Genomic DNA, 13413 nt, shown 5'->3' on the forward strand with positions numbered 1-13413 from the left:
TCGATCGCGCACCGGCTCCGCGCCTTCAGTTGCAGCAGCCCTCCGGCTTGGCCGTCGCGCCGGTCTCGGCGTCCGGCGTGCAGCACGTCGCCGGGGTGACCAGTGCGGCGCTGTCGCTGCCGTACGCCGCCGAGTCGCCCTTGACCGTGTAGACCTCCCACGGTTCCTTGCCGGGCCCGTGCACCCACACCTTGTCCTGCACCGCGTAGCAGCAGGTGGTGTCGTCCTCGGTGAGCGTTTCCAGGCCTTCGCCGGTCAGCCGCTGGGTCGCCGCGTCGACCTGGTCGGTCGACTCGACCTCGACGCCGAGGTGGTCCATCACCGTCTCCTGGCCGGGCTCGCCTTCGAGCAGGACCAGCTTCAGGGCGGGCTCCTCGATCGCGAAGTTCGCGTAGCCCGGCCGGAGCTTCGCCGGCTCGGTGCCGAACAACTTCGAGTAGAAGTCGATCGAGCCTTCGAGGTCTCCGACTCGCAGGGCCAGCTGTACCCGTGACATCTCCGCTACCTCCTTGGATAGATGACTGTCTAAGTAGACGAACTTAGATTGCCCTCTATATGTAAATCTGTCAATATAGAGGTATGTCGAAGCAACTGCCGCTCGTCGCGATGGACGCCTGCTGCGCGCCCTTGGCCCGGGAGCCGCTGACGCAGGATCAGGCGGTCGAGCTGTCGCACCTGTTCAAGGCGATGGCGGACCCGGTCCGGTTGCGCCTGCTGTCGCTGATCGCCTCCCACGCGGGTGGTGAGGCGTGCGTCTGCGACCTGACCGACGCCTTCGACCTGACCGGCCCGACCATCTCCCACCACCTGAAGGTGCTGCGCGAGTCCGGGCTGATCACCGGCGACCGGCGCGGCACCTGGATCTACTACCGCGTGCACCCGGAGGTGCTGGCACGGCTGTCGGCGGTGCTCACCACCACCGGCGAAGTAGTCACGGCGTGACCGTCGTCGACACCAGGACGGCACCACGCCTGTCCGCCATGGACAAGCTGCTGCCGGTCTGGATCGCGGTCGCCATGGTCGCCGGGCTGCTGGCCGGCCGCTGGATCCCTGGCTTGAACACCGCGCTGTCCGCGGTCGAAGTGGACGGGATCTCGTTGCCGATCGCGCTCGGGCTGCTGGTGATGATGTACCCGGTCCTGGCGAAGGTCCGCTACGACCGGCTCGGCACCGTCACCCGCGACCGGCGACTGCTGTGGCCGTCGCTGATGCTGAACTGGGTCGTCGGCCCGGCGCTGATGTTCGCCCTCGCGTGGCTGCTGCTGCCGGACCTGCCGGAGTACCGGACCGGGCTGATCATCGTCGGCCTCGCCCGCTGCATCGCCATGGTCATCATCTGGAACGACCTCGCCTGCGGCGACCGCGAAGCCGCCGCTGTGCTGGTCGCGCTGAACTCGGTGTTCCAGGTGATCGCGTTCGGCCTGCTCGGCTGGTTTTACCTCTCGGTCCTGCCCGGCTGGCTGGGTCTCCCGCAAGCCGACTTGGCGGTGTCCGGATGGCAGATCGCCAGGAGCGTGCTGATCTTCCTCGGCATCCCCCTGATTGCCGGCTACCTGACCCGGCGCTTCGGCGAACGCGCTCGAGGCCGGGAATGGTACGAGACGCGGTTCCTGCCGAAGGTCGGGCCCGTCGCGCTGTACGGGCTGCTGTTCACCATCGTCGTCCTCTTCGCCCTGCAGGGCGAGCAGATCACCAGCCGTCCGCTGGACGTCGCCCGGATCGCCGTGCCACTGCTCGTCTACTTCGGACTGACGTGGGCCGGGTCCTACGCGTTCGGCAAAGCCGTGGGCCTGAGCTACGAACGCACGACCACACTCGCCTTCACCGCCGCGGGCAACAACTTCGAACTCGCGATCGCCGTCGCCATCGCGACTTTCGGCGCCGCGAGCGGACAGGCGCTGGCCGGGGTCGTCGGGCCACTGATCGAAGTGCCCGTGCTCCTCGCGCTCGTGTATGTCTCCCTCGCGCTCCGCCACCGCTTCGCAAGGAGCCCTCGGTGACTCGCATCTGGATGTGGATCCTGCACCACCGTCAAGCCGCCGGCGCGCTCGCGGGCGTCGTCTGGGTTCTCGTCCTGTGGCCCTTCACCGGCCTCGCCGTCGCGGCCGTGTGCGGCATCGTCTTCGCCGCGATCATCGCGACGGCCCTGCCCGTACCCCGAGTCGACGGAGAACGCCCCCATGACCGGCAAGCCTGAAGTCCTCTTCGTCTGCGTGCACAACGCGGGCCGGTCCCAGATGGCCGCCGCCCTGCTGGCCCACCACGCCCACGGCGCGGTCGAGGTCCGGTCGGCCGGCTCCGCGCCGGCGAGCAGCATCAACCCCGCCGTCCGCGAGGCGATGGCCGAAATCGGGCTCGACCTCTCCCGGGAAGTCCCGAAGAAACTGACGACGGACGCGGTCAAAGCCTCCGACGTCGTCATCACGATGGGCTGCGGCGACGCCTGCCCGATCTTCCCCGGCAAGCGGTACCTCGACTGGCAGCTCGAGGACCCCGCGGGCCAGGACGTCGAGGCCGTGCGGCCGATCCGGGACGAGATCGACCGCCGGGTGCGTGAACTGCTCGCCGAACTCTTGGCGGCCGGAGCCTGACCGTGTTGGCTTGAGCTCGGAGGTACTGGGGATGAACTGGCGGGAATCCAGCGAGAAGGTCGCCGCGGCCCTGCGCGCCGACGCGGCGGAACGGGATCGAGCCGGCGCCCTCCCGGTCGCCGAGGTCGAGCTGCTGCGGCAGTCGGGCCTGCTCGAGCTGCTGACCACCGACGGGTGGACGGCCGCGAACGAGGCCGCCCGCACCGTCGCGGCCGCCGACGCCTCCATCGGGCACCTGCTCGGCTACCACTACCTCCAGCGGTGGCGGACCGGGCTGTTCGGCCCGCCCGCGCCCTCGGAAACCGGCTGGTTCTGGGCCGGGGTCAGCAATCCGCTCGACGCGGATCTGACCATGACCCCGGTCGGCGACGCCTTCGTGGTCGACGGGTTCAAGACCTTCGCCACCGGCGCCGCCGTCGCCGACCGGCTGGTCGTCAGCGCCACCCGGACCGACACCGGCGAGAAGACCACGTTCGTCGTCGACGCCCACGCTCCCGGCATCGGCTACCCCGGCGAGTGGGACAACATGGGGCAGCGGCTGACCGCCAGCGGCGGCGTCCGCTTCGAGCGCGTCCGGGTCGAGCCCGCCGACGTGCTCGGCGTCCAGCCGGACGATCCGGTGCCGCCACGGCTTTCCCTCGCCGCCCTGGGCTTCCAGCTGATGCTCGCCCAGGTGTACGTCGGTCTAGCCCTCGGATCGCTCGACGCCGCCGCGGTCTACACCCGCGACCACGCCCGCGCCTGGACGCTCTCCGGCGTCGCCTCGGCGGCCGACGACCCGTACACCCTCGCCGGATACGGCGAGCTGCTCGCCATGACGCGCGCCGCCGGCTACGCGGTCGACGCCGCCGTGGCCGCGCTCGGTGCCGCCGACGAGCGCGGCGACGACCTGACCGCCGAGGAACGCGCCGAGACGGCGATCGTCATCTCGACGGCGAAGATCGCCGCGAGCCGCGCGGCCATCGAGACCACGTCGAAGGTCTTCGAGTTCACCGGAGCCAGATCGACGGCCGGGAAGTACTCCTTCGACCGCTTCTGGCGCAACGCCCGCACCCTGACCCTGCACGACCCGATCAGCTACAAGGCCCGTGAGGTCGGGGACCACTTCCTGCGCGGCACCCCGCCCGTGCCGTCCGGATACAGCTGACGGGGAGCGCCGGTGACCGATCCGCTGCCCGTCCTCGCCGACAGCGTCCGCCTCGACGAGGACGGCGTGCACATCCTCGACCGCCGCCGGTTCCCCTTCGCCCGCGAGTGGGTGCACTGCCGCACCGTCGGTGAGGTCGCGGACGCGATCTCCGGCATGGTCACCCAGTCTTCCGGTCCGTACTTCGCCGCGCTCGGCGCGATGGTTCTCGCTGCCCGCGACGCGGCTGGTCTGCCCGCTGCTGAAGCCCGCGTACGCCTCGAGACGGCTGCCGAGCAGATCATCGCCACCCGCAAGACGAACAACCACCTGCGCAAAGCGGTGACCTGCGTACTCGACGCCGTCGACGGGGCCAGCGGCGACGAGCTGGTCAAGGCGGCCGAAGAGGGGGCCCGTCACGGCGACGAGCGGTACCGGGCCCGCTGCCGCGCGCTCGCCGGTCACGCGGCCGAGCTGCTGCCCGGCGCCGGCGTCGTGCTCACCCACTGCTGGGCCGACCTCTACCTCGTCGAGCTGGTGCTCGCGGCCCGTCGCGCGCGCAAGAGCTTGGCGTTCGTCTGCACCGAAACCCGGCCCTACCTGCAGGGCGCCCGGCTCACCGCGGCGACCCTCGCCGAGATGGACGTCGACACCACGCTGATCACCGACGGCATGGGCGCCGCCGAGCTGGCCGCCGGCCGCATCGACGCCCTCGTCACGGCGGCCGACCGCGTCACGATGGACGGCCACGTCGTCAACAAGATCGGCACGCTCGGCCTCGCCGTCGCCGCGTCCGCGTTCGACGTCCCGTTCCACGCCCTCGTGCAGGCCCCGGACCAGGCCACCGCCACCGGAGCCGACGTGCCGATCGAGTACCGCGACGGCGCCGAGGTGCTCACCGTGCTCGGGCAGCCCACCACCAGCGGCCGGATTCGCGGCCGCTACCCGGCTTTCGACGTCACGCCACCGCGGTTCGTCACCACGGTGGTGACCGACCGCGGGCCGTTCACCCCGGACCGGCTGGGGGAGTACTACGCGGAAGGGGAACCCAACCAGTGACCACGACGGTGTCCGCCCGATGGGTGGTCCTCGACATCGAGGGCACGCTCACCGCCACCAGCCAGGTGCACGTCGTGCTCTACGGCTACGCCCGGCCGCGGCTGGGGCCGTGGATCGACGACCACCCCGGCGACCCCGCTGTCACGAGCGCCGTGCGCGACGCCAAACAGCTCGGCGGCCTCCCGGAACAGGCGAGCACGAGCGAGGTCGTCGCGGTGCTGCACCGGTGGATGGACGAAGACCGCAAGGCCGCCCCGCTGAAGACGTTGCAGGGCTTGATCTGGCAGCGCGGCTACGCCGAGGGCGACCTGACCACCGAGTACTTCCCCGACGTCGTCCCCGCGCTGCGCACCTGGCACGACGCCGGCCTCACGCTGGCGATCTTCTCCTCCGGCTCGGTCGCCGGACAGATCGCCTCCTTCTCGCGAACCACGGAAGGCGACCTGACCGGCCTGTTCGCCGCGCACTTCGACACCGTCAACGCCGGCCCGAAGCGCGAAGCCCGCTCCTACCGCGCCATCGCCACCGGCCTCGGCGCGGAACCCGGCGACATCGTGTTCTTCTCCGACGTGCCGGCCGAACTCGACGCCGCCGAGGCCGACGGCTGGCAGACGGTCGGCGTCGCCCGCCCCGGCGAGCCGTACGAGGAGGCCGGCTTCGGCAGCCACCCGGCCGTCGCGACCTTCGACGAGGTCAAGGTGATCCGGAGATGACCGCGATCGACCTCGCCGGACGCGTCTTGGCCGCGGAAGCCGCGCGCTACACGGCGATGGGCTGGATGCGCGGGACATCGGGCAATCTCTCGGTGGTGTCCGGCCGGGATCCGCTCCGGCTGGTCGTCACGGTCAGCGGCCGTGACAAAGGCGAACTGTCCGAACAGGACGTCGTGCTCATCGACGAGCACGGTGCGGCCGTCCCGGACCAGCCGCACCCCGAGCGGGTCCCGTCGGCCGAAGCCGGGCTGCACGGCCGGATCGCCGCGGTCTCCGGCGCCGGCGCGGTGGTGCACGTCCACGCCCTGGCCCCGGTGCTCGCCGCCGAACGCTGGCCGGCCGGAGTCGTCCTGCGCGAGCAGGAGATGCTGAAGGGCTTCGGCCGGGCCGCGCACGACGACGTCGTGACGATCCCGGTCGTCCCGAACAGCCAGGACATGCGTGTGCTCGGGGAGGCCTTCGCCGCCGGTTTCCGGCCGGACACCCCGGCGCTGATCGTCGCCCGGCACGGTGTCTACGTCTGGGGTGATGATCTGCACCAGGCCCGCCACCGCCTCGAATGCCTGGAATGGCTGCTGCGGTTCGCCGTCGAGTCCGGGTTCGACGCCCGGGAAAGGAGAGCAGGATGACGCTCTTGACCGTCTGGCCCGACGACCGGCCGGAGCAGGTGCGGCTGCGCACCACCGACGCCGAGGCGATCACGGCCGAGCTCGGCAAGCTCGGCGTCCGCTTCGAACGCTGGGACGTCGTCGAGGACCTCCCGCGGGAAGTCACCTCGGACGAGGTGCTGGACGCCTACCGCCCGCAGATCGACAAGGTCATCGCGCGGGAGGGTTACCAGCTCGTCGACGCGGTGCGGATGACTCCGTCCGACGACCCGTCGTGGGCGGCCGAAGCGGTGCAAGCACGGCAGAAGTTCCTCGCCGAGCACACCCACGACGATGACGAAGACCGGTACTTCGCCCGGGGCGCCGGCGTCTTCTACCTGCACATCGGCGCGGAGGTGTACGGCGTCCTGTGTGAGGCGGGTGATCTGCTGAGCGTCCCGGCGAACACCACGCACTGGTTCGACATGGGCACCCACCCGGACTACGTGTCGGTGCGGTTCTTCCACGACGACGGCGGCTGGGTCGGCACGTTCACCGGCTCACCGATCGCGGCGGCGTTCCCGGACTTCGACACCCTGGCGGCCGGGCTCCGTTGACCGACCGCAAGCTGCGGGCGGTGCTGGCCGTCTTGTGCCTCACCGAGATCACCAGCTGGGGTGTGCTGTTCTACGCCTTCCCGGTGCTGGTACCGGCCATCGCCCGGGACACCGGCTGGTCACCGGCCGCGCTGACCGCGGCCCTGTCGGTCGCCCTGCTCGTGTCCGCGCTGACCGGCATCGCGGTGGGGCGGGTGCTGGACCACCACGGCCCGCGGCGGCTGATGACCGCGGGCTCGGTCGTCGGCGTGGCCGCCGTGGTGATGATCGCGACCGCGCGCGGCCTGCCGTGGTTCTTCTTCGGCTGGGTGTGCGCGGGCCTCGCGATGGCCGCGACGTTCTACCCGCCCGCCTTCGCCGCGCTCACCCGCTGGTACGGCCCGGACCGGGTCCGTGCGCTGACGACGTTGACGCTGGTCGCCGGATTCGCGAGCACCGTCTTCGCGCCGCTGACCGCGTTGCTGGCCGGCCACCTCGGCTGGCGGAACACCTACCTCGTCCTCGCGGTGGTCCTGGCGGTGATCACCGTGCCGGGCCACTGGTCCGGGCTGCGTCGCCCCTGGCCGCCGGTCACCGCGGACGCCACGACGTCGGCGACGAGAAGCCGGGACGCCCGCAGTCCGGCCTTCATCGCGCTGGTCGCCGCCTTCAGCCTCACGGCGCTGGGCACCTACGCCGTGGTCGTCAACCTCGTCGCGTTGCTGTCGGAACGGGGGTTGTCGACGGGGACGGCGGCGATCGCGCTCGGGCTGGGCGGAGCCGGGCAGGTCGCCGGGCGGCTGGGGTTCGCGACCCTGGCGAACCGCACCGGCGTCCGCACCCGCACGGCCGTGGTCATCGTGATCCTCGCGGCGACGACCACCCTGCTGGGCGCGCTCATCTCACCCGCGGCGCTGATCGTGGCGTCCGTCCTGGCCGGCATGGCCCGTGGTGTCTTCACGCTGCTGCAGGCGACCGCGGTCGCGGACCGGTGGGGAACCGCGGGTTATGGCCGGCTCAGCGGCCTCTTGACGGCGCCGCTGACGATCATGTCGGCCGTCGCGCCCTACACCGGGGCCGTGCTGGCCGCGGTCACCGGCAGCTACTCGACGGCGTTCGTGGTGCTCGGCGTGGTCACCGTCGCGGCGGTCCCGGTGTCGTTCGCCGCGCGTCCGGCCGTGGCCGAAGCGCCGGCCAGCTCGGACAGCAGGTCCTGAACCCGCCGCTCGATGTCGTCGCGGATCGGGCGGATCTCGTCGGCACCGCGGCCCGCGGGATCCTCGAGCTGCCAGTCCAGGTAGCGGGTGCCGGGGAAGACCGGGCAGGCGTCGCCGCAGCCCATCGTGATGACGACGTCGGATCGCCGCACGTTCTCGGCGGTCAGCTTCTTCGGCTGCCGGCCGGAGAGGTCGATGCCGCGTTCGGCCATCACCTCGGCCACCGCCGGGTTGATGGTCTCGGCGGGCGCGGAGCCCGCCGAGCGCACCACGACCCGGTCCCCGCCGTGGTGGCGAAGGAAGGCCGCGGCCATCTGCGAGCGACCGGCGTTGTGGACGCAGACGAACAGAACCTCGGGCACGGCCACGAGAAGTCCTTCCGGGGAACGGGAAGCGCGGAGGATGTGCCGGGCGGCCGGCTGGGGGAGGGGCGGCCGCCCGGCACAAGTTCACAGGAGCAGTTGCGCGAGGAACCCGAGCAGGATGCTGCCGAGCATGCCGAACGCGATGTACAGCGCGAAAACCTTGTTGTTGACGACGCTGCGGACCGCGACCATCGCCGGGATGGTCGTCACGGACCCGGCGAGCAGGAACGTCACCGCCGCGCCCTGCGCCATGCCCTTGGCCAGCAGGCCGCCGACGATGGGGATGGCGCCGACGCCGTTGAGGTAGAGCGGGATGCTGATCACCGCGGCGAGCGGGATGGCCAGCCAGCCCTTGTCGCCGCCGAGGATGCTGGTGATGACGCCGTTGGGCACGTAGACGCGGATGACGCCTTCGAAGACGCACGCGAAGACGAGCCACTTGCCCAGGGACACGGTGTCGCGCAGGAAGTTCCGGCCGGTGATGCGCCAGTTCCGCCTGGACCGCAGGCTCGCCTTCGCCTGGGGCCACCACGGGGCGCCGTCGTCATCGTCGTCCTCGGGTACCGGGCCGCCGGTCGTCGCGGGTGCCTCGGCGAGGACCGTCGTGCCGCTGCCGCCGCTGGTGGTCATCGCGGCTTCGGCCGGCGCGGCGGCGCGCTCGCGCTCGTCGACGGCCGGCTTCTTCTCCGGCCGGAGCACGTCCTTGAAGCCGCCGCGCTTCTCGACGAGCAGGATGATGATCCCGGCTCCCATGGCCAGCACGAGCGCGCCGAGAAGACGGGCGGTCGCCAGCGGGAGGCCGATCTCCTTGGCCGTCAAGGCGAAGATCGGTGGGTCCATGGCGGGCGAGGCGATCCAGAACGACATCACCGCGGACAACGGCACGCCGCCGCGCAGCAGCTTGCGGATCAACGGGATGACGGTGAAGGAGCAGAACGGGCTGAACGCGCCGAGGCAGGTGGTGAACAGGACGCCGAGCAGGCCGTGCTTGCGGAACGAGCGGCGCGCGACGATGTCGAGGTAGAGCAGGTCGACCAGCGCGGCGATGGCCAGGGCGATGAAGAAGAAGATGCTCAGGTCGACCAAATTCTCCCAGGCCAAGCGCAGGACCTCGAGGATCTTGTCCATGCCACCATCCTTGACATCGGGGACCGGGTTCGCGGTGCCGAAGGGATGCGGTAGCTCCCCCAGCTTTCATCGATGCTAGTCGATTAAAGGCGCCCGGTCCATACCCGCCGATCGTCGTGCCGGCCCTCGCGGAGTTTGCGGATTGCGTGATCACAACGTCCGAAAGGATGAATTTCGAGCGTGAAAACCGTGATCTACCTGCGTTTATCGATCCATTGACATGTATCGCTGAAGCATGCAATCGTGATGCCTCGTACGAGGAGAGGCCCGTTCCGGGGCCGGTTCCACTGGGGGAACCAATCCTTTTTGTCCGATTCAGTTGTGGGGGAACCATGCCCGCTGCGCGTGTCCTTGTCGCGTCCGCCTTCGAAGCCGAACTGCAGCCGCTGACCTCCGCCTGCGCCGGCGCCGCGATGCGCGCGCAGGACACCGACGTCGTGGGGTGGGACGCGCACAAGGCACCGGACGCCCTTCCTGACGGCGAGTTCGACCTCATCCTGCTGTCCGTGCAGCAGTTCGAAGGTGTCGAACGTGGACTGGATCTCGCCGCCCGGCTGCGGGAAGCCTTCGGTGGGGCCAAGCTGGTCGCGTTCGGGCAGTACGCCCAGATGAACCATCGGCGGTTCCTCGAAACGGTCGACGCCATCGTGATGGAAGAGCCCGAGCTCGTCGCGGCCGAGCTGGCCGAGGTCGCCCGAGGGGAGCGCGAGGTCGCCGCCGTGCCGGCGTCGATGACGCGCACCGGCATGCGGCCGAAGCCGCCGCACCGCAGGATCACCGTTCCCGCGCCGGCTCGTGATTTGTTCCCGTCGCTGGTGCACTATCCGGCGCACCATTCACCGTACGGGCTGATGGGCAACGTCGAAACGACGCGCGGTTGCCACCACAAGTGCACCTATTGCTCGGTGTACGGCGCTTATGACGGCGGGGTCGCCGCGTACAACGCCGACACCGTCTTGGCCGACTGCCTGCAGCTGGCCGACGAAGGTGTCCGGCACTTCTGCTTCATCGACGCCGAGTTCTTCAACTCCCGCACCATCGGCCCCGGGGTCGTGCGCAAGCTCGTCGACGAGATCGGCCCGATCACCTTCGAGTTCACCACCCGCGTCGACCACATCCTCAGCTACCAAAAGGAACTGGCCGAACTCGTCTCGCTCGGACTGGTGAAAGTGACCTCGGCGCTGGAGTTCCCGTCGAACCGGATCCTGCGGATCTTCGACAAGCACATCGACGTCGACCACATGCGCGCCGCGATCGCCGAAGCCGAGCGCATCGGGTTCGTGCTCTACCCGACGTTCATCCCCTTCACCCCGTGGATCGAGTACGACGAGCTGCTCACCTTCGAGGACTTCCTCGTCGACACCGGCCTGGCGAAGGTCACCGACCCGACCGCGCTGCAGACCCGGCTGCTGCTGTTCAAGGGATCGCCGCTGCTGTCCTCGCCGTGGATGGAGGACATCGCCACCGTCGACCGCGGTCTGTGGGTCGAATGGACCCACCCGGACCGCCGCGTCGAGGAGCTGTGGATCGAGCGCCGGGCCGACGCCGAAGACGTCGGCAAGGTGCGCTGCTGCGTGAAGTGCTGAGCCAGGCCGGAACCGGATCGAGAGGGACAGGAAGCAATGGGTGGAGCACCGCGCGTCGTGGTGAACACGGGTCAGGGACTGCCGGACCTGGACTGGGCAGGTGAGCTGGCCGACCTCACCGACGTCTTCCCGTACCTCGGGCCGACCTGGCTCGGGGCGAGCGAGAAGGCGCTGACCGACCTGCAGCCGTGGCACACGATCGCCACCCGGGCCCGGGGCGAGCTGGCCCTGCTGCCCGGCTACGTGATGACCACCCCGCCGGTGGTCGACCACGAGCCGCGCACCTACCTGGGCTGGCAGGCGCCGACGGGGGAGGAGGTCTGCTGTGGAGCGCAGACCGACGCCGGCATCAGCGGCGAGGTCGACGCGCTGGGCACCGACCCGTTCTTCCCGGCGCTGCTGCTGGGATCCCCGCTGGGTTACCGCACCGAAGTGGCGTACAACTTCTGGACGCCGAGCCTGATGGCGCAGATGGTGTCGGAGCTGGTGCCGGCGGCCTTCGCCTCGGGCATCCGCTGCATCGCCGCGCCGTGGGTCTCCGGCCGCAGCGGCAACGACGCGCTGGTGACCGCACTCGACGCGGCCGGCGGGCACAGCACGTTCTGGGGCTACGAGGACTACCTGCGCCTCGACGCCGGCTCGTGGGAAGGGCACCTGGCGGCCCTGCCGCTGAAGAAGCGCCAGCGGATCAAGAGCGACGTCCGCCGCGCCGAGGCCGCCGGGGTACACGTCGAGCGCGTCGACGGCGAGGCCATCCGGCCCTACGTCACCCGGATCGCCGAGCTGACCTGCCTCAACCGGGAGAAGAACGGCGCCGGCGAAGAACCCGCGCACATCGTCGACATGCTGACCGCGCTGCTGGACGCCCGCGCGGACGTACGGGCCTACGCCGGCACGAAGGACGGTGCCCTGGTCGCCACCTGCGTCGTGATCCGCAAGCACCACCGGCTGTTCCCGAAGTGGGCCGGCTTCGACTACGCCGCCATCGGCGAGCGCAGCGGCATCTACTTCGCCCTCGTCCTCGACGCCCCGGTCCGTGACGCCTACGCCGAAGGACTGCGCACCGTCGAGTTCGGCGCGGGCGCCCACCAGGCGAAGGTGCTGCGCGGCTGCACCCCGCGGCCGGTGACCACCTCGATGGTCGTGTCCGATCCGGAACTGCGCCCGCAGGTGGCGAAGTGGATGGACGCTTTCGGCGCGAGCCGCCGCGTCGCGTTCGGCGATGCCCCCGCCGCCACCCGCACCCCGCTGCCGGTCGTGTCCGGCGGCTCCGGCGCCTGCTGCTCCGACGGCTGATCAGCGCACGAAACACCATCTGGGAGGACAGCTGTGATCACTTTCGTGCCGCTGACCGGGTTCCTCGGGGCCGGCAAGACCACCACGATGATCGCCACGGCGCAGGCGCTGCAGGAGCAGGGTCACCGCGTCGCGGTGATCACGAACGACCAGGGCGTCGAGCTCGTCGACACCGCGTTGGTGCGCAGCAAGCTCGACTCCGTCGCCGAAGTCACCGGCGGCTGCTTCTGCTGCCGCTTCGAAGACCTCGTCGACACGATCCGCGCGCTCGTCGACGGGGCCGGCGACACCCCGGTCGACACCGTGATCGCCGAGGCCGTCGGCTCGTGCACGGACCTGCAGGCCACGGTGGTGCGGCCGTTGCGCTCCTACTACGGCGAAAGCATGGTCGTCAGTCCACTCACGACAGTCATCGACCCGTTGCGGTACTTGGCGTTCGACCGTGCCGCCCAGCGGGGTGAACCCGAGTCGGACCTGTCCTACCTGTTCCGGCAGCAACTCATCGAGGCGGACGTCATCGCCGTCAACAAGCTCGACACGGTGGCTCCGGCAAAGGCCGGCGACCTGATGGCGCGGCTGGCCGCGGACTATCCCAACGCCGCCGTCATCGGCTACAGCGCCAAGTCGGGCGACCGCGTCCCCGAGCTGGTGAAGGCGTGGGAAGGTCCCTCCGGCAACCACGCCGTGGACCTGCAGGTCGACTACGACCGCTACGCCGCGGCCGAAGCCCAGCTGGCCTGGATGAACCAGGACCTCCAGCTGACCGCCGACGCTCCCCTCGACCTCACCGCCTGGGCCCGTCAGGTGCTCGCCACCCTCGGCAGCTGGGCGCACTGTTCCGAGGCCGTCGTCGGGCACGCCAAGCTGACCGTCGAGGCCGGGGACGGCGACTTCGCCAAGCTCAGCCTGACCGCGGCGGGCGCCGAGCCGACGGTCGACCGCGCCGCCGACAAGCCGGCCACGGCAGCCCGGGTCATCGTCAACGCCCGTGTCGCGTGCGAGCCCGACGAGCTCGACGAGGCAGTCCGCAACGCGGTCTCGACCGCCAACGCCGCCCTCGGCGCCCGCTCCAGCAGCACCGCGCCGGTCTCGTTCAAACCCGGCTACCCGACCCCGGTCCACCGGCTCGCCGCCACCGGCGCCTGACCC

At 70.6% G+C, this 13413-nt stretch carries 15 protein-coding genes and 1 pseudogene; 13 read left to right on the forward strand and 3 right to left on the reverse strand.

Annotated elements, in window-relative coordinates:
* Window positions 1-25 precede the first annotated feature (25 nt).
* Window positions 26-496: an ArsI/CadI family heavy metal resistance metalloenzyme gene (locus AB0F52_RS11015; protein ID WP_360167751.1), complete on the reverse strand. Its 471-nt coding sequence runs from the start codon at window positions 494-496 to the stop codon at window positions 26-28.
* A gap of 83 nt (window positions 497-579) precedes the next feature.
* Here AB0F52_RS11015 and AB0F52_RS11020 point away from each other — a divergent pair, with 83 nt between their 5' ends.
* From AB0F52_RS11020 to AB0F52_RS11065, 10 genes are read left to right on the forward strand one after another with little or no spacing between them, the layout of a single operon-like run.
* A complete protein-coding gene (locus AB0F52_RS11020) occupies window positions 580-942 on the forward strand; it encodes a metalloregulator ArsR/SmtB family transcription factor (RefSeq protein WP_360167754.1) in 363 nt (120 codons plus the stop codon).
* 38 nt (window positions 943-980) lie between these two features.
* Window positions 981-2000 carry an ACR3 family arsenite efflux transporter gene (gene arsB, locus AB0F52_RS11025; RefSeq protein ID WP_360168290.1) on the forward strand — a complete coding sequence of 340 codons (1020 nt, stop codon included), beginning with the start codon at window positions 981-983 and terminating at the stop codon, window positions 1998-2000.
* Window positions 1997-2197, forward strand: a complete 201-nt coding sequence (locus AB0F52_RS11030) for a hypothetical protein (protein WP_360167757.1) — start codon at window positions 1997-1999, stop codon at window positions 2195-2197. Before arsB ends, AB0F52_RS11030 begins: the two co-directional genes overlap by 4 nt.
* Window positions 2181-2591: an arsenate reductase ArsC gene (locus AB0F52_RS11035; protein ID WP_360167760.1), complete on the forward strand. Its 411-nt coding sequence runs from the start codon at window positions 2181-2183 to the stop codon at window positions 2589-2591. The genes AB0F52_RS11030 and AB0F52_RS11035 overlap by 17 nt, the downstream gene beginning before the upstream one ends.
* A gap of 10 nt (window positions 2592-2601) precedes the next feature.
* Window positions 2602-3738, forward strand: a complete 1137-nt coding sequence (locus AB0F52_RS11040; RefSeq protein ID WP_360167763.1) for an acyl-CoA dehydrogenase family protein — start codon at window positions 2602-2604, stop codon at window positions 3736-3738.
* Between the two features lie 12 nt (window positions 3739-3750).
* Window positions 3751-4776 carry a methylthioribose-1-phosphate isomerase gene (locus tag AB0F52_RS11045; protein WP_360167766.1) on the forward strand — a complete coding sequence of 342 codons (1026 nt, stop codon included), beginning with the start codon at window positions 3751-3753 and terminating at the stop codon, window positions 4774-4776.
* Window positions 4773-5489 (forward strand): acireductone synthase, encoded by a 717-nt coding sequence (mtnC, locus tag AB0F52_RS11050; protein ID WP_360167769.1) that lies wholly within the window; start codon window positions 4773-4775, stop codon window positions 5487-5489. The genes AB0F52_RS11045 and mtnC overlap by 4 nt, the downstream gene beginning before the upstream one ends.
* Window positions 5486-6118 carry a methylthioribulose 1-phosphate dehydratase gene (mtnB, locus tag AB0F52_RS11055; protein ID WP_360167772.1) on the forward strand — a complete coding sequence of 211 codons (633 nt, stop codon included), beginning with the start codon at window positions 5486-5488 and terminating at the stop codon, window positions 6116-6118. Before mtnC ends, mtnB begins: the two co-directional genes overlap by 4 nt.
* The gene (locus AB0F52_RS11060) at window positions 6115-6693 is read left to right on the forward strand and encodes a cupin (RefSeq protein WP_360167775.1); all 579 of its coding nucleotides are present in this window, start codon (window positions 6115-6117) and stop codon (window positions 6691-6693) included. Before mtnB ends, AB0F52_RS11060 begins: the two co-directional genes overlap by 4 nt.
* Window positions 6690-7889, forward strand: a complete 1200-nt coding sequence (locus tag AB0F52_RS11065) for an MFS transporter (protein WP_360167778.1) — start codon at window positions 6690-6692, stop codon at window positions 7887-7889. The genes AB0F52_RS11060 and AB0F52_RS11065 overlap by 4 nt, the downstream gene beginning before the upstream one ends.
* Here the strand turns inward: AB0F52_RS11065 and AB0F52_RS11070 are convergent.
* Window positions 7862-8203: pseudogene (locus AB0F52_RS11070) on the reverse strand (arsenate reductase ArsC); the annotation flags it as partial. The gene AB0F52_RS11065 and the pseudogene AB0F52_RS11070 overlap by 28 nt on opposite strands.
* Before the next feature lie 135 nt (window positions 8204-8338).
* Window positions 8339-9382, reverse strand: coding sequence for a permease (locus AB0F52_RS11075; protein ID WP_360167781.1), 1044 nt, complete (start codon window positions 9380-9382; stop codon window positions 8339-8341).
* A 332-nt stretch (window positions 9383-9714) separates the two neighbouring features.
* On the opposite strand from AB0F52_RS11075, the gene AB0F52_RS11080 reads away from it, so the two are divergent.
* The 3 genes from AB0F52_RS11080 to AB0F52_RS11090 are packed head-to-tail and all read left to right on the forward strand — an operon-like array spanning window position 9715 to window position 13410.
* A complete protein-coding gene (locus AB0F52_RS11080; RefSeq protein WP_360167784.1) occupies window positions 9715-10968 on the forward strand; it encodes an RCCLKC-tail radical SAM protein in 1254 nt (417 codons plus the stop codon).
* A gap of 36 nt (window positions 10969-11004) precedes the next feature.
* Window positions 11005-12264, forward strand: a complete 1260-nt coding sequence (locus AB0F52_RS11085; protein WP_360167787.1) for a GNAT family N-acetyltransferase — start codon at window positions 11005-11007, stop codon at window positions 12262-12264.
* 33 nt (window positions 12265-12297) lie between these two features.
* Window positions 12298-13410, forward strand: a complete 1113-nt coding sequence (locus AB0F52_RS11090) for a GTP-binding protein (RefSeq protein ID WP_360167790.1) — start codon at window positions 12298-12300, stop codon at window positions 13408-13410.
* Window positions 13411-13413: the final 3 nt, after the last annotated feature.

The organism is Amycolatopsis sp. NPDC024027, from assembly GCF_040638975.1.
Lineage (GTDB): Bacteria > Actinomycetota > Actinomycetes > Mycobacteriales > Pseudonocardiaceae > Amycolatopsis.

What these genes read in the sequence shown, in the direction of transcription:
- AB0F52_RS11020 (WP_360167754.1), top strand. Translation starts at nt 580, where the DNA reads ATGTCGAAGCAACTGCCGCTCGTCGCGATGGACGCCTGCTGCGCGCCC.
- AB0F52_RS11015 (WP_360167751.1), bottom strand. Translation starts at nt 496, where the DNA reads ATGTCACGGGTACAGCTGGCCCTGCGAGTCGGAGACCTCGAAGGCTCG.
- arsB (WP_360168290.1), top strand. Translation starts at nt 981, where the DNA reads ATGGACAAGCTGCTGCCGGTCTGGATCGCGGTCGCCATGGTCGCCGGG.
- AB0F52_RS11085 (WP_360167787.1), top strand. Translation starts at nt 11,005, where the DNA reads ATGGGTGGAGCACCGCGCGTCGTGGTGAACACGGGTCAGGGACTGCCG.
- AB0F52_RS11035 (WP_360167760.1), top strand. Translation starts at nt 2,181, where the DNA reads ATGACCGGCAAGCCTGAAGTCCTCTTCGTCTGCGTGCACAACGCGGGC.
- AB0F52_RS11080 (WP_360167784.1), top strand. Translation starts at nt 9,715, where the DNA reads ATGCCCGCTGCGCGTGTCCTTGTCGCGTCCGCCTTCGAAGCCGAACTG.
- mtnB (WP_360167772.1), top strand. Translation starts at nt 5,486, where the DNA reads ATGACCGCGATCGACCTCGCCGGACGCGTCTTGGCCGCGGAAGCCGCG.
- AB0F52_RS11060 (WP_360167775.1), top strand. Translation starts at nt 6,115, where the DNA reads ATGACGCTCTTGACCGTCTGGCCCGACGACCGGCCGGAGCAGGTGCGG.
- AB0F52_RS11075 (WP_360167781.1), bottom strand. Translation starts at nt 9,382, where the DNA reads ATGGACAAGATCCTCGAGGTCCTGCGCTTGGCCTGGGAGAATTTGGTC.